Below are 17794 nucleotides of genomic sequence, written 5' to 3' on the forward strand. Positions count from 1 at the left end.
CCATGCTTACCGGCAACCTGTCAGGCTCGCTCGCGGGCCAGCGCTTCTTCCTCGTCGGCATCGGCGGGTCGGGGATGATGCCCCTCGCGACGATCCTCGCCGGCCGCGGCGCGATCGTCGAGGGTTCCGACCGCAGTCTCGATCAGGGGCGCGTGCCCGCCAAGTTCGATGCGCTGCGCGCGCGTGGCGTCGCGCTGTTCCCGCAGGACGGCAGCGGGCTGGTGTCGCCCGACCAGATCGTCGTCGCCTCCGCCGCGGTCGAGGAGGACGTCGCCGACATCGTCGCCGCCGACCGTCTGGGCTGCGCCCGCGCCAGCCGCGCGCAATTGCTCAGCACGCTGTTCAACCAAAGCGCGCTGCCGATCGGCGTCGCCGGGACCAGCGGCAAGTCGACCGTCACCGGGATGATCGGCTGGATCCTGCACGCCACCGGCCGCGACCCGACGGTGATGAACGGCGCGGTGATGAAGAATTTCGCACATCCGCAAGCCCCCTTCGCCAGCGCGCTGGTCGGCGACGGCGCGGCGTTCGTCAGCGAGGTGGACGAGAGCGACGGGTCGATCGCCGATTACCGGCCGCGGATCGCGGTGCTCAACAACGTCAGCCTCGACCACAAGGGGCTGGACGAATTGCGCACCCTGTTCGCCGGCTTCATCGCCAAGGCGGAGACGGCGATCGTCAACATCGACAATGACGAAGCCGCCGCGATCGCCGCGACGCTGCCGCCCGAGCGGGTCGCGACCTTCGCGCTCGACCGCGACGCCGATTTCGCCGCGCGCGGGATCGTCGAGGCGCCGTTCGCGGTGCGTTTCGACCTGATCGCCGGCGGCGGCGCGGCGATCGCGGTCGCGCTGCAGGTGCCCGGCCGGCACAACGTCGCCAACGCGCTCGCCGCGATCGCCGCCGCGGTGGCGGCGGGCGTCCCGCTGGCCGAGGCGGCGGCGGCGATCGGCGGCTTCACCGGGCTGCGCCGCCGCTTCGATCTCGTTGGAGAGGCCGGCGGCGTCGCGGTGATCGACGATTTCGGCCACAACCCCGACAAGATCGCCGCGACGCTCGATACGCTGCACGCCTTTCCGGGGCGGTTGCTCGTACTGTTCCAGCCGCACGGTTACGGTCCTCTGAAGGTCATGCGCCACGAGCTGGTCGCGATGTTCGCAGAGAAACTGGCGCCCGGCGACGTGCTGGTGCTGCCCGACCCGGTCTATTTCGGCGGCACCGTCGCGCGAGAGGTCGGCAGCGCGGCCATCGTCGCCGATGTCGTCGCGAGCGGGCGCGAAGCGCATCACGTCGCGGATCGCGCGACCGCGGCGGCGCGGCTGGTCGACATGGCGCAGGCCGGCGATCGGATCGTCGTGATGGGCGCACGCGACGACACGTTGAGCCTGCTCGCCGCCGACATGCTGGGAACGCTGCGCGCGCGGGGATAGTTTTGCTGTGGGAGGTACGCGATGAACCCCTTCACCGATTACCCGGCCTCGGTCGGCGAAAGCTACCCCGCGCACTGGCGTGTCGCGACCCGCTTCGGGTTGCGGATGATCGGCGGCGGCGTCGCCGCGCTGGTCCACGGCGTCTTCCCCTTCCTGTTCACCACTACCGGCAGCCGCACGATCGAGGCGCTGCACGGCGAGATCGTCGCCAAGCGCGCCGACGAGGTGCAGAAGCGCACGGTCGAATTCGTGATCTGATGTAAAGCTCGCTTGACGTAAAGCTCGCTTTCCATGTAAAGCTTCCTTCACAACGAATCGAAGGAGGTTTCCCATGGCCGTCTCTCCCGCCCAGCGCCGCTACAATTGGCGCGTCGTCATTCTTGCGATCGTCTATGCCGCCGTGCTGCTGCCGGTATGCTGGCTGTTCGCGCGCCACCTCGTCCACGGCCCGCTCGCCTATCTGCTCGGCGCGCTGCCCGCCTTGCCGGTATCGGGGTTCTTCGTGGCGATCGGCCTGTATCTCGCCCAGGAGCGCGACGAATATCTGCGCATGCTGCTCGTCCGCCAGTCGCTGATCGCGACCGGGGTGGCGATGACCGCGGCGACCTTCTGGGGCTTTCTCGAAGGGTTCGACCTGCTGCCGCACGTCGTCGGCTATGCCTGGCCGATCGTCTGGTTCGCCGGGCTCGGCTTCGGCGCGGGCGTTAATGCCGCGATCGAGCGGAGGGCGGCATGAACAACCGTCTGCGCGATCTGCGCAACGCACGCGGCTGGTCGCAGCAACACCTCGGCGACCAGCTCGAGGTCAGCCGCCAGAGCGTCAACGCGATCGAGACGGGGCGCTACGACCCGTCGCTCCCCCTCGCCTTCAGGATCGCCGAACTGTTCGGCCTCACCATCGAAGACGTCTTCGTCAGCCCGTCCAAGGAGAAGTGACATGAAGTATCTCGGCCTCCGCCTCGCCGCCTCCGCGCTCACGCTGGGCGTCGTCCTCCATCCCGCCGCGAGCCATGCCGCGACGCCGGCGCCGGTCACGCAGATGGCGCATATCTCGGTCGTCGCCACCGGCAAGGGATCGCCGGTGATCCTGATCCCCGGCCTCGCCTGCCCGCGCGCGGTCTATGACGACGTCGTCGCCGACCTCGCCAGGACGCATCGCGTCATCCTGGTGCAGGTCAACGGGTTCGGCGGCGATGCGCCGGGCGCCAATCTGAAGCCGGGCATCCTCGACGGGATCGTCGCCGACCTCCATGGCTATATCGGGCGCGAGCGACTGCGGGACGTCGCGGTCGTCGGCCATTCGATGGGCGGGCTGGTCGCGATGATGCTGGCGAAGGCACATCCCGGCGACGCCGGCAGGTTGATGATCGTCGATTCGCTGCCCTATTTCGCGGTGCTGATGGCGCCGCCCGGCGTCGATCCCACCCCGGCCATGGTCGCGCCCCAGGCAGCGAAGATGCGCGACGGGATCGCAGCCAACTACGGCAAGCCGCTGGATGCGGCGACGCTGGACGCCCAGACCCGCGGCCTCGCGCTCAAGCCCGCGAGCGTCGCGACGATGAAACGCTGGGCGATGGCGGCCGACGCGCGAGTGACAGCACAGGCGATGTACGAGGATCTCACCACCGATCTGCGGCCTGCACTGGCGTCGATCACGACGCCGATCACCTTGGTCTACCCGTGGAACGCGGGCGGCCCGACCAAGGCGATGGCCGATCCCTTCTATCGCCGGCAATATGCCGCCGCCCCGCGGATCGACTATGTCGATATCGGCGATGCCGCGCATATGGTGATGCTGGACCAGCCAGCGGCGTTCCGGGCGGCGCTCATGGCGTTCCTGGCGAAATAGGTGGAGGACAGGCGCAGATCGGTTACCGGCGCGACGTTCGCCCGGATGACGCGCGCGGCGCGGGACGGTAAAGCCATGCAATGACCCAAGCCCCCCGCCCCCGCCTCGCCTACCGCCACAGCCCCGGCAGCGGACCGACGATCGTCTTCCTGCCCGGCTACGCCTCCGACATGAACGGCACCAAGGCGCTGGCGCTGGAGGCATGGGCGCGAGCGGAGGGACGCGCGTTTCTGCGCTTCGACTATGGCGGCTGCGGCGAGAGCGAGGGCGCGTTCGAGGAGCAGACGCTCGCCGGCTGGCGCGACGATACGGTCGCGATGCTCGACCAGATCGCCACGGGGCCGGCGGTGCTCGTCGGATCGTCGATGGGCGGCTGGCTGATGCTGCTCGCCGCCAGGGCACGGCCGGAACAGGTGGTGGGCCTGATCGGCATCGCGCCGGCGCCTGACTTCACCGACTGGGGTTTTTCGACCGAGGACAAGATGACGATGCTGACCGAGGGACGGCTGGAACGTGCCAACCCCTATGGCCCCGAACCGACCGTCTATACGCGCGGCTTCTTCCAGTCGGGCGAGGCGAACCGGACGATGTTCGGCGCGATCCCCTTCGACGGCCCGGTGCGGCTGGTGCAGGGACAGGCCGATCCCGACGTGCCCTGGCACCGCACGGTGGCGCTCGCCGGGCTGATCCGTTCAGCCGACGTGCAGACGTGGCTGGTCAAGGACGGCGACCACCGCCTGTCGCGCGACGCCGACGTCGCGCTGATCGTCCGGGCGGTCGAGGACGTGCTGCACCGCTTATGATCCTGATCCTTGCCGTCGCCCTGCAGGCCGCCGCCGCCAGGCCCGCCGACCCGCGCGAGGCGCGCTACGACCGCTGCGTCGCGCTGGCGGCGAGCGATCCCGCCGCGGCGCGAGCGGAGGCGGTACGCTGGGGCGCGGCGGGCGGCGGCTGGTTCGCGCGGCAATGCGCCGGCCTCGCTTATGCGCAGCAGGGCGATTTCGCCGCCGCGGCGGGCGAGTTCGAGGCGGCGGCGAAGGCGGCAGAGCTGGCGCACGACAAGCGCGCCGCCAATTACTGGGCGCAGGCCGGCAATGCGCGGCTGGCGGCGGGCGACGTGCCGCGGGCGCGGGTCGCGCTCGACACCGCGATCGTCGCGGGGACGCTGCAGGGGCTGGCGCTCGGCGAGGCGCAGCTCGACCATGCACGCGTGCTGGTCGCTGCCGGTGAGACCGAAGCGGCACGGCGCGATATCGACATGGCGCTGGCGACCGCCGGCGACGATCCGCTCGCGTGGCTGCTGTCGGCGACGCTGGCGCGACGCGACGGCGACCTGCCGCGCGCGAAGAAGGATATCGGCGAGGCATTGAAACGCTCGGCGGACGATGCCTCGGTGCAGCTGGAGGCGGGCAATATCGCGGCGCTGGGTCGTGACGAAGCGGGAGCGCGCGCGGCATGGACCGAGGCCGCAAGGCTCGCGCCGAACGCACCGGCGGGTAAGAACGCGCTGGCGGCGCTGGCGCAGTTCGGCGATGCGCCGCAACGGGCGGTGCCGGCGGGACGCTGATCCGGCTGTGGCGGCCACATAAGGTTCGCACCCCACCCCGCCCAAACCTCCCCCGTCACCCCGGACCTGTTCCAGGGTCCACTCCGCGGCGAGGCATACGGCCGGAGACGAGAGCGCACGCGCCCGGCCCGGTGGGCCCCGGAACAAGTCCGGGGTGACGGGGGGCTTTTGGAAAGCTTGGGGGCAGCAAACGCCCCCCCCGGCACGCTCTGGCCACCTGCGCGTTGGGGGCGTAACACGCACCCGAACCAGCGCAGGACCCTTGCATGCATTACCTCCACACGATGATCCGCGTCACCGATCCAGATGCGACGATCGCCTTCTTCGAACTGCTCGGGCTGAAGGAGGTGCGACGGCTGGAGAATGAGAAGGGCCGCTTCACGCTGATCTTCCTCGCCGCGGACGAGGATATGAACGCACCCGGCGAACGCGCCAAGGCCGAGGTCGAGCTGACCCATAATTGGGACCCGGAGGAGTATGGCAGCGGCCGCAATTTCGGCCATCTCGCCTATCGCGTCGACAATATCTACGACACCTGCCAGCGGTTGATGGATGGCGGCGTCACGATCAACCGCCCGCCGCGCGACGGCCATATGGCGTTCGTCAAGACCCCCGACGGCATCTCGATCGAGTTGTTGCAGAACGGCGTGCTCGATCCGGCCGAGCCCTGGGCATCGATGCCGAACACCGGGACCTGGTGATGCCGCTGGAGATCGTCCGCGTCCCGGTGCTCAGCGACAATTACGCCTGGCTGGTCCACGATCCCGCCAGCGGCGAGACGGTCGCGGTCGATCCGGGCGAGGCGGCGCCGGTGCAGGCCGCCGCCGCGGCGCGCGGCTGGACCATCGATCAGGTGTGGACGACGCACTGGCACCCCGACCACACCGGCGGCAACGCGGCGTTGCAGGCGGCCGGCGCGCGGATCACCGGCCCCGCGGCAGAGGCGGCGAAGATTCCGACGCTCGACGTCACCGTCGCGGAAGGTGACACGGTGCGGATCGGGACGGAGGTCGCGACCGTGCTCCACGTCCCCGGCCATACCGCGGGGCACATCGCCTTTTACCTTGCCGAGGATGACGTGATCTTCACCGGCGATACCCTGTTCGCGCTCGGCTGCGGCCGGTTGTTCGAGGGCACGGCGGCGGAGATGTTCGCCAACATGGCGCGCTATGCCGAACTGCCCGATGCGACGCGCGTCTATTGCGGGCATGAATATACCCAGTCGAACGGCCGCTTTGCGCTGACGGTCGAGCCGGACAATGCCGCACTCGTCGCCCGGATGCACGACGTCGATGCGGCACGCGCGGCGGGCGAGGCAACCGTGCCGACGACGATCGGGCTGGAACGCGCGACCAATCCGTTCCTGCGCGCCGTCGATGCGGAGGAACTGGCCAAGCTGCGGTCGCAAAAGGATAATTTTCAGGGCTGATGCGTTCGGACGGTTGCAGGAGAACAGGATCATGAAAGCGGTATTGGCGGCGATCATCCTATGCGGCGTCGCGGGTTGCGCGCAGACACCGCAGCAGCGGCTGGCGACGGAGCGCGCCGATGCCGCCGCGGCGGTCGATCTGGGCAAGGAGCTCGCCGGGCTGACCCCGCGCGAAACCTCGGGATGCATGCCGCGTTATCCGACGACGCAGGTCAAGGCCTATGGCCCGACGATCGTCTACACGGTCAGCCGCGGCCTCAAATTCCGCAGCGACACCGCGGGCGGTTGCGAACGCGTCGGGCGCGGCGACATTCTCATCACCCGCTCCCCCACCGGCCAGTTGTGCCAGGGCGATATCGCGCAGACGATCGATTCGGGATCGCGGACGTTCAGCGGCAGCTGCTCGTTCGGGCCGTTCGTCCGCTACACCAAGGGATCGTGAGATGAGGCGGCCGCCGGTCGCCGTCGCGCTGGCGCTGCCGCTGCTGGGTGCGGCCTCCGACCCCCTCGCCGGCCGGATCGCGGGGCCAGCGGAAAATTGCATCACGGTTTCGCGCACCAACGGCCCGTCGATCGTCGACGCGCATACCATCCTGTACACCGAAGGCGCCGGGCGGCGGGTGTGGAAAACCGGCCCGATCGGCGCCTGCCCGTCGCTCGAACCGCTCAGCACGATGGTGGTCGAGATATACGGCGGCCAATTGTGCCGCAACGACCGGTTCCGGGTCGTGACGCCCGGGCTGTCCATCCCTTCGGCCTATTGCCGGTTTTCCGCCTTCACGCCCTATACGCGGGCGACGACGCGTTAAAACCGCTCCCTGCACCGTTCGTGCTGAGCCTGTCGAAGCACAGATGGGTCTCAGGCCCTTCGACAGTGAGCCGGAGGTGATGCCGCCAGCGTGGTCTGGCATCGGCGGTCGCCCTGCCCTATCTCGGATCGCGTGACCCTGCGCCCCTTCCATCTCGCCTTTCCCGTCCACGATCTGACCGCGGCGCGTGCCTTCTACGGCGGCACGCTCGGCTGCCCTGAGGGGCGATCGAGCGAGCGATGGATCGACTTCGACCTGTTCGGCCATCAGATCGTCGCGCATCTCGACCCCGCCGCGCGCGCCGTCCGGGTGGCAAACGCGGTCGACGGCCATGACGTACCGGTGCCGCATTTCGGCGTCGTGCTGACCATGACCGACTGGCGCGCGCTGGCGGATCGCGTCGCCGCCGCGGGTGTACCGTTCGGCATCGCGCCGCACATCCGCTTCGCCGGCCAGCCGGGCGAACAGGCGACGATGTTCTTTTCCGACCCCTCCGGCAACGCGCTCGAATTCAAGGCGTTCGCCGACGACGCGATGCTGTTCGCCACCACGAAGGATTCCGTATGAGCGCGCCGATCGAACTCGACATTCCCCACAGCCTCGGCAAGCAGGCGGTGCGCGACCGGCTGGACGGCGGCATCGGCAAGATCGGCCGGATGATCCCCGGCGGCGCGCAGGTCGACCACCGGTGGGAGGGCGACACGATGCACTTCACCGTCGGCGCGATGGGCCAGTCGATCGGCTGCCGCGCGACGGTGTCCGACGCCAACGTCCATGCGATCGTCGACCTGCCGGGGTTCCTGGGGCTGTTCGCGGGCAAGATCCGCGACGTGATCCAGCAGGAAGCGCCGAAGCTGCTGAAGTAGACGCTCCGGTGCTGTGGGACGATCGCTAGATCGCCCGCCCAGCATCCTCCGTCACCCCGGAACAAGTCCGGGGTGACGGAGGAATTTGGGATGCCGCCGCGCCAGCCAGTCGGCCATGTGATCGTCCCGCACCGCGCCGGATCGCCTCACCCCATGTGCCTTTTGTCGAGCTTCCGCGCCAACGTCCGCCGGTGCATCCCCAGCCGTCGCGCGGCTTCCGAAATGTTGAAGTCGACGTCCGCCAGCGTCTGGTGGATATGCTCCCATTCCAGCGTCTTGATCGAGGTCGGCGGCGCGGGTGCGATCGTCGCGTCGGCGTCGCCGGCGACGCGGGCGAAGGCCGCCTCGATATCATCGGTGTTGGCGGGTTTCGTCAGGTAATTGGTCGCGCCCAGCTTGATCGCCTCGACCGCGGTGGCGATGCTGGCGAAGCCGGTGAGGACGACGATCTTGATCTCGGGATCGAGCGCGTGCAGCGCCGCGACGCAGGTCAGCCCCGACGCGCCGCCCAGCCGCAGGTCGACCACCGCATGGTCGGGGCGGAAGTCGCGCACCGCCGCGTCCAGCCCGTCCGGTCCCGGCAGCATCGCCACCGCATAGTCCCGCCGCTCGAACGAGCGGCCGAGCGTGCGGGCGAAATTCGCATCGTCCTCGACGATCAGCAGCCGTCGCTGGGTCATGCCGCCGCCTCGAGCGCCAGCGCGTCGATCGGCAGCCGCAGCACCGTTTCCGCGCCGCCGCCCGGCCGGTTGCGCGCGGCCAGCGTGCCGCCCAGCGTGCGCAGCACGTTGGTGGCGAGGAACAACCCCAGCCCGGCGCCGCGCCGGTCCTTGCTGGTGTTGTACGGCCGCCCCAGACTGGCGAGCACCGCCGCAGGAAAGCCGCTGCCGTCATCGCCGACCGTCAGCACCAGCGTGTCGCCATCGACCGTCGCGGCGAACACGATGTCCCGCGCGCCGGCCTCGGCGGCATTGTCCAGCAGATTGGTCAGCACCTGCCCCAGCGCGCGGTCGGCGACGATCGGCCGGTCCTCGCCCAGATCGTCGGCAAAGGCGACGCGCCCGGGCCATGCCGCGACGATACCGGACAGGAAGCGGCGCAGCGTCGTGCGCTCGGGTGCCTCCCCCGTCACCTCGCCCGCGGCGAACAGGATGCCCGACACGATCGTCTTGCAGCGCATCACCTCGGCCTGCATCTCGTCGACCTCGGCGGCGAGGCGCGCGTCGCCGCGGATCAGCGGCTCGCCCTTCCAGTCGCCGAGCAGCACCGCGATCGAGGCGAGCGGCGTCCCCAGCTCATGCGCCGCGCCGCTGGCGAGCAGGCCCATGCGGACGATCTGGTCCTCCTCGACCGCGCGTTCGCGCAGACCCGCGAGATGCGCGTCGCGCTCACGCAGATTGGCGGCGATGCGCGTGACGAACCACACCAGCAGCACCGCGGCGAGCACGAAATTGCACCACAGGGCCAGCAGATAGGCGGGCGACAGCGTCGTCGCGAACCACGGCGGCAGCGCCAGCGGCGGGCTGACCAGCGCCACGGTCGCGAAGGCGGCCGACGTCAGCCCGACCAGCGCCCAGCTCGACCAGGCGTGAAGCAGCACCGCACCCATCACCACCTGCAACAGGTACAGCGACACGAACGGATTGGTCGCGCCGCCGCTCAGGTACAGCTGCACGCTCAGCGCGACGACATCGCAGACGAGGGTGGCGAACAGCTGGAAATTGGTCACCGGCCAGTCGGGATGGCCGAGCCAGGTCATCACGTTGACCATGACCAGCGCGACCAGCACGACGATCATCGGCGCGATCGGCAGCGCGATGCCGAAGACGTAGTGGACGGTGAGGATCGTCGCGAGCTGTCCACTGACCGCCAGCCAGCGCAGCAGCACCAGCTGCCGCATGTTGCGCGCCGCGGCATCCTCTGGCGCGGGCGATGGCTGGCGGGTGGCGTGGGGAGGCATGCGGGGAGTGTAGAGCGGTTTGCCGGGGAGCGCGATCTATCCTTGCCCCTGCTCTTCCGAGGAGAGCCGTGGCACATGTCTGGCGTTCACGGGGTCCGACCACGCTGCGGCCAACGTCTCGTCACCCCGGACTTGTTCCGGGGTCCACTTGGCGGCGAGGCCTATCGCAGGAAGCTCGATCGATACGCTTGCCGCCCGGTGGACCCCGGAACAAGTCCGGGGTGACGACGTGATTTTTGAAGCGTGCCGCCATTCCTACGACGACACCCCACCGCCTCTTGCACGTTGGGGACGAGAAGAAACGCTACTTCAGCTTCGCCGCGGTCTCCGCGATCCGCTTGCCCTGATAGCGCGCGCCGGCAAGCTCCTCCTCGTGCGGCTGGCGCGAACCGTCGCCGGCGGCGATCGTCGTCGCGCCGTAGGGCGAACCGCCGCGCACCTCGTCGACGCCCATCTGGCCCTGGAAGCCGTAATCCAGCCCGACGATCGTCATCCCGTGGTGCAGCAGATTGGTCAGGATCGAGAACAACGTCGTCTCCTGCCCGCCATGCTGGCTGGCGGTGGAGGTGAAGGCGCCGCCGACCTTGCCGATCAGCGCGCCCTTCGCCCACAGTCCGCCGGTCGTGTCCCAGAATGCCGCCATCTGGCTCGGCATGCGGCCATAGCGGGTCGGCGCGCCGACGATGATCGCGTCGTAGTGCGCCAGCGCATCGGCGCCTTCGATCTCGGCGTGCGCGGTGTCGGTCTTGAAATGCGCCGCCTTGGCGACCTCGGCTGGCGCGGTCTCGGCGACGCGGCGGATGTCGACTTCGGCGCCGCCCGCGCGCGCGCCCTCGGCGACGGCATCCGCCATTTGCTCGATATGGCCGTAGGACGAATAATAGAGCACCAGAACCTTGGTCATGCGAACGTCTCCACCTCGGGGTTTCCGCCAAGATGGTCGCTGCCGATCATCCCGTAAACGGAAACGCTGGAAACCGATCGTTTCCGCGCTAGGTTCCTCCCGACCGGCTGGAGGACCCTTGCGATGCGACTACCCGATCTGGAGGCCTGGGCGATCTTCGCCGCGGTCGTCGAGCATCGCTCGTTCAGCGGCGCCGCCGATGCGATCGGCCTCAGCAAGGCGACGGTGTCGAAGGCGATCACCCGGCTGGAGGCGCATATCGGCCAGTCGCTGTTTCATCGCACCTCGCGCCGGCTCGCGCTCACCGAGGCGGGCAAGCCACTGGCACAGCACGCCGCGCGCATCCTTGCCGAGGCGGAGGCCGCCGAAGAAGCGGCGCGCGATGCCGCCAGCGCGCCGACGGGGCGCGTCCGCCTCGCGGCGCCGATGAGCTTCGGGGTCCGCAACGTCGCGCCGCTGCTCGCGACGTTTCTCGCCGCGCATCCGGGCGTCGAGATCGACCTGCATTGCTCCGACGCGCGGGTCGATATCGTCGCCGAGGGGTTCGACGTCGCGCTGCGTATCGGCGACCTGCCCGACAGCAGCCTGCGCGCGCGCCGCCTGTGCGACATCGCAACGCATCTGGTCGCCGCGCCGGCCTATCTCGCCGCGCACGGCACTCCGACGCATGCGGCGGCGCTCTCGGCACACCGCTTCCTCGGCTATTCCAACATCCTCGGGCTATGGCGCTTCCAGCATGCCGACGGCAGCGACGTCGCGATCCGTCCGCAGGGGCCGCTGACCGCGAACAGCGGCGAGGCGCTGCTCCCCGCGCTCATCGCCGGCCTCGGCATCGCGCGGCTGCCGGGCTTCATCGTCGGGCCGCATATCAGCAGCGGCGCAGTGGTCGAGATCCTGCCTGACTGGGCACCGGACCCGGTCGGCCTCCACATCCTGACCCCGCCCAGCGCGCTGCGCCCGGCGCGGGTCGAGGCGCTGATCGCCTTCCTCTCCGCCCATCTGCGCGATCCGTGTGCCGAGGCTCGGGCTGCTTGATGGATGGCCCGTTCGTGCTGAGCCTGTCGAAGCACTCGGTTCCACAATCACGGTCATCGATCGTGGAAGCGAGCCCTTCGACAGGCTCAGCACGAACGGTGGGGCTTTGCGCCGTGGATCAGGCGTTCCGCGCCACCTGAAACCCCGCGAACGACTGGCTGACCGGCATCAGCTCCAGCCGGTTGACGTTGAGGTGCGGCGGCAGCGTCGCGACCCACAGCATGGTCTCGGCGATATCCTCTGCGGTCATCGGGTCGGCGCCCTTGTACAGCGCGTCGGAGGCCGCCTGGTCGCCGTGGTTGCGGACCTTGGTGAACTCCGTCTCGACCATCCCCGGCTCGATCGAGGTGACGCGCACGCCCTTGCCGTGCAGGTCTGACCGCAGGCCGAGCGAGAATTGCTCGACGAACGCCTTGGTCCCGCCATAGACGTTGCCGCCGGTGTACGGATAGGTCGCGGCGACCGACGACAGGTTGATGATCGCTCCCTTGCGTTCGACCAGCCCGGGCAGCAGCCGGTGCGTCAACGCGACGAGCGCGGTGACGTTGGTCGCGATCATCGTTCGCCAGTCGGTCAGGCTCGCCTCCTGCGCCGGCTTGGTGCCGAGCGCGAGGCCGGCGTTGTTGATGAGCAGGTCGATTCCCCGCCATTCCGCGGGCAAATCGGCCAGCGCCCGATCGACCGCCGCATCGTCGGCGACATCGAAGGCGAGCGTGTGCACCGCATCCGCGCCCAGTTCGTCGACCAGCGCCGCCAGCCGGTCGGCACGCCGCCCGGTCGCGATCACCCGCCAGCCGGCGCCGACGAATTCACGGACGGCGGCGGCGCCGATGCCGGAGGTGGCACCGGTGATGAAGGCGGTCTGGGTCATGGGATCTCTCGAATCGCGGAACGTCCGCCGCCTGATGCCGCGGCGGCGACGCCTTGCCAACGATCATGAGGGCGGTGGGCTCCGCGAGGTCGTCCAAGCGCTGACAATTCCTCCCCCGCCAAGGCAGGGCTATCGCATATGGCCGATCGGCTGGCGTCACGGCTTTTGCTCCGTCACCCCGGACGTGTTCCGGGGTCGACTGTTCGGCAAGCGTGAAGCCGGAGCCTCTTGTCCTACGCTTGCGGCCCGGTGGACTCCGGAACACGTCCGGGGTGACGGGGGATTTTGGGCAGTCGGTCAATTATGCGATCATATGCGACAGCTTGCCCGCCAGGAGGAGGAGTTTGACGCGATTCAGTCCCCGCGTCCCTCGGCCTCGCGCCCCTTGGCGGTGGCGGCCTTCATCGCGCGATAGAGGCGGACGTTGAGGCCGATGAGCATCACCAGCGCGAGGCCGGTGATGACGGCGACCGCAGTCCAGCCCTTCACGCGCGCGCGCCTTCGGTGACCTCGGTGCTGTTGTGGCGCAGCGTCTTCAGCACGGTCTGGACGATGTGATCGGCATCGAGCCCGGCCTCGGCATATTGCTTCTCGGGCTTGTCCTGATCCTGGAAGGCGTCGGGCAGGCGCATCGTACGCAGCTTTAGGCCGCCGTCGATCAGCCCCTCGTCGCTCGCCAGCGTCAGCACATGCGCGCCGAAGCCGCCGACCGCGCCCTCCTCGATCGTCACCGCGACCTCGTGGCTGGTCAGCAGGCGGCGGATCAGTGCCTCGTCCAACGGCTTGGCGAAGCGCAGGTCGGCGACGGTGGTCGACAGCCCCTTCGCCTCGAGTATCTCGGCGGCCTTCAGCGCCTCCTCCAGCCGCGTGCCGAGCGACAGGATGGCGACCGTCTTGCCCTCGCGGACGATCCGGCCCTTGCCGATCTCCAGCCGCTGCGGGACTTGTGGAAGCGCTACGCCGGTGCCGGCACCACGCGGATAGCGCACGGCGATCGGGCCACTGTCATGGACCGCGGCAGTGTGCGTCATATGGACCAGCTCGGCCTCGTCCGCCGCCGCCATCACGACGAAATTGGGGAGCGTCGCCAGATAGGTGACGTCGAACGACCCGGCGTGCGTCGCGCCGTCGGCGCCGACCAGCCCGGCGCGGTCGATCGCGAAGCGCACCGGCAGGTTCTGGATCGCGACGTCGTGCACGACCTGGTCATAGGCGCGCTGGAGGAAGGTCGAATAGATCGCGCAGAACGGCCGCATCCCCTGCGCGGCGAGGCCGGCGGCGAAGGTAACGGCATGCTGTTCGGCGATGCCGACGTCGAAGGCACGGTCGGGGAAGGCCTTGGCGAAGCGGTCAACGCCGGTGCCCGACGGCATCGCCGCGGTGATCGCGACGATCGTGGAATCGCGCTTGCCCTCCTCGATCAGCGCGTCGCCGAAGACGTTCTGGTATTGCGGCGGCCCCGGCGGCGCCTTGGCCTGCGCGCCGGTGATGACGTCGAACTTCTGGACGCCATGATATTTGTCCGCCGCCGCCTCGGCCGGGGCATAGCCCTTGCCCTTCTTGGTGACGACGTGGACCAGGATCGGACCTTCCTCGGCGTCGCGGACGTTCTCCAGCACCGGGATCAGATGATCGAGGTTATGACCGTCGATCGGGCCGACGTAATAGAAGCCCAGCTCCTCGAACAGCGTGCCGCCCATCGTCATGCCGCGGGCGAATTCGTCGGTCTTGCGCGCCGCCTGATGGAAGGGGCGCGGCAGGCGACGGGCGAATTTCTTCAGGATCTCGCGGATGCCGAGGAATTCGCGGCTCGACACGATGCGCGACAGATAGGCCGACAGCCCGCCGACCGGCGGCGCGATCGACATGTCGTTGTCGTTGAGGATGACGACCAGCCGGCTACCCGCCTGTTCGGCGTTGTTCATCGCCTCGTACGCCATGCCCGCGGACATCGATCCGTCGCCGATCACCGCGATGCCGCGCCCGGGTGTGCCGGCCAGCTTGTTGGCGACCGCGAAGCCCAGCGCCGCGGAGATCGAGGTCGAGCTGTGCGCCGCGCCGAACGGATCGTATTCGCTCTCGCTACGCTTGGTGAAGCCACTGAGGCCGCCGCCCTGACGCAAAGTACGGATACGGTCGCGGCGGCCGGTCAGGATCTTGTGCGGATAGCATTGGTGGCCGACGTCCCACACCAGCCGGTCGCGCGGCGTGTCGAAGACGTAATGGATCGCTGTGGTCAGCTCGACGACGCCGAGCCCTGAACCGAGGTGACCGCCGGTGGTGCCGACCGCCGAAATCGTCTCCTGCCGCAGCTCGTCGGCGAGCTGGCGGAGCTGTTCGGGCTTCAGTTTTCGCAGCTCTTCCGGCGTGTTGACGGTATCGAGCAGCGGCGTAGCGGGTAATTCGGCCATCGCGCCCGTCTACGCGCTTGCAATCACGCTGTCGATTGGGCCCGCACCGAGGTTCAGGCGCAATCGGCGCATTTGCCACGCACCTCGATCACCGGACGAACCGGCAGGAATCCAGCGGCTTGCGCCGCGCTCCTGACGCCGCGCGTCACGACGTCGTCGTCGAGGTGCACCGTCTGTCCACAGGAATCGCACACCAGGAAGATGCAGTCGTGCAGGCAATCGGGATGCGCGTTGGCGACATAGGCGTTCGAGCTTTCGACCTTGCGCGCGAGGTTCGCGGCGACGAACACGTCGAGGATGCGATAGATGCTGTTGGCGGCGACGCGGCGGCCCTCGCTCTTCGACAGCGCCTCGGCGATGTCATAGGCGCTGGCGGGCTTGGCGAAGGCGGCGAGCGCCTCGAACACGTTGGCGCGCATCTGCGTCCATTGTTCGCCGGATTTCTCCAGCGTCGCCTGCGCGGCCTTCATCAAGTCGGCGCCCTGCGGCTCGTGGTGGTCGTGATGCGCGTGGGATGCCATGCCGCAAATTTAGGGCGTCGCCGCGCCTGCGACAAGCGGCGTCAGATCACCGCGCGACGGTTGAGGTCGTGCCCGAAGGCGAGCAGCCCGACGCCGATCACCGTCCACAGCGTCTCCGCCCCGCCGCCGCCCTCGTGCGGCAGCGTCATCGCCCCTGCCATGATGCCGAGCCCGAACGCGCCCATCGACGCCGGCATGACATAGCCATGCTCCATCACGCCGCGCCCCAGCGCGATCGCGCCGAGCACGATCGCGATCGTCAGGCCGACTTCGTGGAAGATCGGGTTGAGCAGCAGCCCGCCGGCGGCAGACAGCATCGCCAGCAACACTGCGCTCGCGAGACAATGGACGACGCACAACCCCGACAGCGCGATCGCGGCGCGATCGAGCCAGGCCCAGCCGAAGCGGCGTACGAAGTGGGTCGCATGTGCCATCCGTGGCGACCATCTAGGACGATTGCCGACAGGTTACAATATCACATCCAATCAACCACGACACTTTTCGGACGGCAACCCGTTGCCGCCATCCACCGTCGCTGGCATCGTCGCCTGCAGCCATCCCGAAAGGAGCGATGTCCCATGGCCGCCCCGCGTGCGGAAAAACCGGAATCGCAACCCGCCGACCCGACTGCCGTACCCGACGACTGGCGCAGCCGGATGCTGGCGCGGGTTGGGCACCTCATCCGCCAAGCCGCGCCGGATGTCGTCGAGGAGGTCAAATGGCGCAAGCCGACCAATCCCGATGGGGTCCCGGTCTGGTCCTGCCATGGCATGATATGCACGGGCGAGCGGTACAAGGACAAGGTGAAGCTGACGTTCGCGCGGGGCGCCGCACTGGCCGACCCCGCCGCGCTCTTCAACGCGGGGCTGGATGGCGGGACGCGCCGGGCGATCGACCTGCGCGCCGGCGACCGGCTCGACGAGGAGGCGTTCGTCGCACTGGTCCGCGCCGCCGCAGCGCTGAACGCGGCGCGTGCGTGACACAGGCCATCGCTGCTGGCGGGGCTGCGCCGATCGGCCTATGAGCGCGGCCATGCTACAACCCAATGCCGCCTTCCTGTCGCGTGCCCGGCCGCGCAGCGTCGCGCGCTGGCTGTTCGTCGTCGCCGGGCTGATCGTCGCGATGGTCGTCATCGGCGGGATCACCCGGCTGACCGAATCCGGGCTGTCGATCACGACGTGGAAGCCGATCAGCGGTATCGTCCCGCCGCTGAACGAGGCGCAATGGCAGGCGGAGTTCGCCGGCTATCGCCGGATCCCCGAATATGCCGCGTTCAACCAGGACATGACGCTCGCCGGGTTCAAGCGCATCTTCTTCTGGGAGTATCTCCACCGACTGCTCGGGCGCGTCATCGGTGCGGCGTTTGCCTTGCCGCTGCTGTGGTTCGCGATGCGGCGGCAGATTCCGGGGGGCTATGGCTGGCGGCTGGTCGCGCTGCTCGCGCTCGGCGGGTTGCAGGGGGCGATCGGCTGGTGGATGGTCGCGTCGGGCCTGTCGGTGCGCACCGACGTCAGCCATGTGCGGCTCGCCGTCCACTTGCTCACCGCGCTCACCATTCTGGCGGGCATCGTATGGACCGCGCTCGACCTGATGGCGCTGCACCGTCACCCGCTCGCCCACCCCGCGCGGCTGACCGGGGTCGCGGTACTCGCGCTGGCGCTGCTGTTCGTCCAGCTCGTCTATGGCGCGTTCACGGCGGGGCTCGACGCGGGCTACGCCTTCGCCAGCTGGCCGCTGATGGGCGATGCGCTGTTCCCGGCGGGTGTGCCGATGGTCGATCCCTCGTGGCGCAACGCGGTCGACAATCCCATCGTCGTCCAGTTCATCCACCGCTGGTGGGCGTTCGCCGCCGCCGCCGGGCTCGTCTGGCTGGCGATCCGTGCGACGCGCAACGGTTCGAAGGCGGGGATCTGGGTCGTCGCGCTGGTGACGCTGCAGATCGCGCTCGGCATCGCGACGCTGCTCAGCGGCGTACAGATCGACGTCGCCGTCGCGCATCAGGGCAATGCCGCGCTGCTGCTGATCGCGGCGGTCTGCGCCGCGCATGCCACCGGCCGCCGCGCCATGTGAACGACCCCATGGTATCATTTTACCCGTCAGCAAAGCCGCGCTTTGCTTGACTTTCGGGAGGCGTTCCAGCAG

At 69.1% G+C, this 17794-nt stretch carries 24 protein-coding genes; 16 read left to right on the top strand and 8 right to left on the bottom strand.

Going from position 1 to position 17794, the window contains the following annotated elements:
• Positions 1-2: 2 nt before the first annotated feature.
• The 13 genes from M9979_RS03115 to M9979_RS03175 all read left to right on the top strand — a co-directional run bounded on the left by M9979_RS03115 (position 3) and on the right by M9979_RS03175 (position 7950).
• A complete protein-coding gene (locus M9979_RS03115) occupies positions 3-1430 on the top strand; it encodes a glutamate ligase domain-containing protein (protein ID WP_254287878.1) in 1428 nt (475 codons plus the stop codon).
• A 21-nt stretch (positions 1431-1451) separates the two neighbouring features.
• Positions 1452-1688, top strand: a complete 237-nt coding sequence (locus M9979_RS03120; RefSeq protein WP_254287879.1) for a DUF6356 family protein — start codon at positions 1452-1454, stop codon at positions 1686-1688.
• A gap of 73 nt (positions 1689-1761) precedes the next feature.
• On the top strand, positions 1762-2166 hold the full coding sequence (locus M9979_RS03125) for a hypothetical protein (protein WP_254287880.1): 405 nt from the start codon (positions 1762-1764) through the stop codon (positions 2164-2166).
• Positions 2163-2366 carry a helix-turn-helix transcriptional regulator gene (locus M9979_RS03130; protein ID WP_254287881.1) on the top strand — a complete coding sequence of 68 codons (204 nt, stop codon included), beginning with the start codon at positions 2163-2165 and terminating at the stop codon, positions 2364-2366. Before M9979_RS03125 ends, M9979_RS03130 begins: the two co-directional genes overlap by 4 nt.
• A gap of 1 nt (position 2367) precedes the next feature.
• A complete protein-coding gene (locus M9979_RS03135; RefSeq protein ID WP_254287882.1) occupies positions 2368-3279 on the top strand; it encodes an alpha/beta fold hydrolase in 912 nt (303 codons plus the stop codon).
• A gap of 80 nt (positions 3280-3359) precedes the next feature.
• The gene (locus M9979_RS03140; protein WP_254287883.1) at positions 3360-4082 is read left to right on the top strand and encodes an alpha/beta hydrolase; all 723 of its coding nucleotides are present in this window, start codon (positions 3360-3362) and stop codon (positions 4080-4082) included.
• Positions 4079-4846: a tetratricopeptide repeat protein gene (locus tag M9979_RS03145; protein ID WP_254287884.1), complete on the top strand. Its 768-nt coding sequence runs from the start codon at positions 4079-4081 to the stop codon at positions 4844-4846. The genes M9979_RS03140 and M9979_RS03145 overlap by 4 nt, the downstream gene beginning before the upstream one ends.
• 266 nt (positions 4847-5112) lie before the next feature.
• Entirely contained in the window at positions 5113-5547 is a 435-nt protein-coding gene (locus tag M9979_RS03150) for a VOC family protein (protein WP_254287885.1), read from the top strand.
• Positions 5547-6275 (top strand): hydroxyacylglutathione hydrolase, encoded by a 729-nt coding sequence (gene gloB / locus M9979_RS03155; protein ID WP_254287886.1) that lies wholly within the window; start codon positions 5547-5549, stop codon positions 6273-6275. Before M9979_RS03150 ends, gloB begins: the two co-directional genes overlap by 1 nt.
• A 31-nt stretch (positions 6276-6306) precedes the next feature.
• A complete protein-coding gene (locus M9979_RS03160) occupies positions 6307-6717 on the top strand; it encodes a hypothetical protein (RefSeq protein ID WP_254287887.1) in 411 nt (136 codons plus the stop codon).
• A 1-nt stretch (position 6718) separates the two neighbouring features.
• Complete coding sequence (locus M9979_RS03165; RefSeq protein ID WP_254287888.1) at positions 6719-7084, top strand: hypothetical protein; 366 nt, start codon at positions 6719-6721, stop codon at positions 7082-7084.
• Positions 7085-7216: 132 nt separating this feature from the next.
• On the top strand, positions 7217-7651 hold the full coding sequence (locus M9979_RS03170) for a VOC family protein (RefSeq protein WP_254287889.1): 435 nt from the start codon (positions 7217-7219) through the stop codon (positions 7649-7651).
• The gene (locus tag M9979_RS03175) at positions 7648-7950 is read left to right on the top strand and encodes a polyhydroxyalkanoic acid system family protein (RefSeq protein WP_254287890.1); all 303 of its coding nucleotides are present in this window, start codon (positions 7648-7650) and stop codon (positions 7948-7950) included. Before M9979_RS03170 ends, M9979_RS03175 begins: the two co-directional genes overlap by 4 nt.
• Positions 7951-8096: 146 nt before the next feature.
• Here M9979_RS03175 and M9979_RS03180 read toward each other — a convergent pair whose 3' ends face one another.
• From M9979_RS03180 to wrbA, 3 genes are all read right to left on the bottom strand, one after another.
• Entirely contained in the window at positions 8097-8630 is a 534-nt protein-coding gene (locus M9979_RS03180; RefSeq protein ID WP_254287891.1) for a response regulator transcription factor, read from the bottom strand.
• Positions 8627-9910, bottom strand: a complete 1284-nt coding sequence (locus M9979_RS03185) for an ATP-binding protein (RefSeq protein ID WP_254287892.1) — start codon at positions 9908-9910, stop codon at positions 8627-8629. Before M9979_RS03185 ends, M9979_RS03180 begins: the two co-directional genes overlap by 4 nt.
• A gap of 304 nt (positions 9911-10214) precedes the next feature.
• Complete coding sequence (gene wrbA, locus M9979_RS03190; RefSeq protein ID WP_254287893.1) at positions 10215-10814, bottom strand: NAD(P)H:quinone oxidoreductase; 600 nt, start codon at positions 10812-10814, stop codon at positions 10215-10217.
• A 123-nt stretch (positions 10815-10937) separates the two neighbouring features.
• Between wrbA and M9979_RS03195 the strand changes: the two genes are divergently transcribed.
• Positions 10938-11849: a LysR family transcriptional regulator gene (locus M9979_RS03195; protein WP_254287894.1), complete on the top strand. Its 912-nt coding sequence runs from the start codon at positions 10938-10940 to the stop codon at positions 11847-11849.
• Positions 11850-11967: 118 nt separating this feature from the next.
• Here the strand turns inward: M9979_RS03195 and M9979_RS03200 are convergent, their stop codons facing one another.
• The 5 genes from M9979_RS03200 to M9979_RS03215 form a co-directional block, all read right to left on the bottom strand.
• Positions 11968-12720 (bottom strand): SDR family NAD(P)-dependent oxidoreductase, encoded by a 753-nt coding sequence (locus tag M9979_RS03200; RefSeq protein WP_254287895.1) that lies wholly within the window; start codon positions 12718-12720, stop codon positions 11968-11970.
• 354 nt (positions 12721-13074) lie between these two features.
• Entirely contained in the window at positions 13075-13209 is a 135-nt protein-coding gene (locus tag M9979_RS17205; RefSeq protein WP_277998371.1) for a hypothetical protein, read from the bottom strand.
• Positions 13206-15131 (bottom strand): 1-deoxy-D-xylulose-5-phosphate synthase, encoded by a 1926-nt coding sequence (gene dxs / locus M9979_RS03205; RefSeq protein ID WP_254287896.1) that lies wholly within the window; start codon positions 15129-15131, stop codon positions 13206-13208. The genes M9979_RS17205 and dxs overlap by 4 nt, the downstream gene beginning before the upstream one ends.
• A gap of 53 nt (positions 15132-15184) precedes the next feature.
• Positions 15185-15652: a Fur family transcriptional regulator gene (locus tag M9979_RS03210; protein ID WP_254287897.1), complete on the bottom strand. Its 468-nt coding sequence runs from the start codon at positions 15650-15652 to the stop codon at positions 15185-15187.
• A 41-nt stretch (positions 15653-15693) separates the two neighbouring features.
• On the bottom strand, positions 15694-16086 hold the full coding sequence (locus M9979_RS03215) for a MerC domain-containing protein (RefSeq protein WP_254287898.1): 393 nt from the start codon (positions 16084-16086) through the stop codon (positions 15694-15696).
• Between the two features lie 144 nt (positions 16087-16230).
• Between M9979_RS03215 and M9979_RS03220 the strand changes: the two genes are divergently transcribed.
• Together M9979_RS03220 and M9979_RS03225 are read left to right on the top strand one after the other, a co-directional pair.
• Entirely contained in the window at positions 16231-16632 is a 402-nt protein-coding gene (locus M9979_RS03220; RefSeq protein WP_254287899.1) for a DUF1801 domain-containing protein, read from the top strand.
• 52 nt (positions 16633-16684) lie between these two features.
• Positions 16685-17722: a COX15/CtaA family protein gene (locus M9979_RS03225; RefSeq protein WP_254287900.1), complete on the top strand. Its 1038-nt coding sequence runs from the start codon at positions 16685-16687 to the stop codon at positions 17720-17722.
• Positions 17723-17794 lie beyond the last annotated feature (72 nt).

The sequence above is a fragment of the Sphingomonas liriopis genome (genome assembly GCF_024211255.1).
In the GTDB taxonomy this organism is placed as follows: domain Bacteria; phylum Pseudomonadota; class Alphaproteobacteria; order Sphingomonadales; family Sphingomonadaceae; genus Sphingomonas; species Sphingomonas liriopis.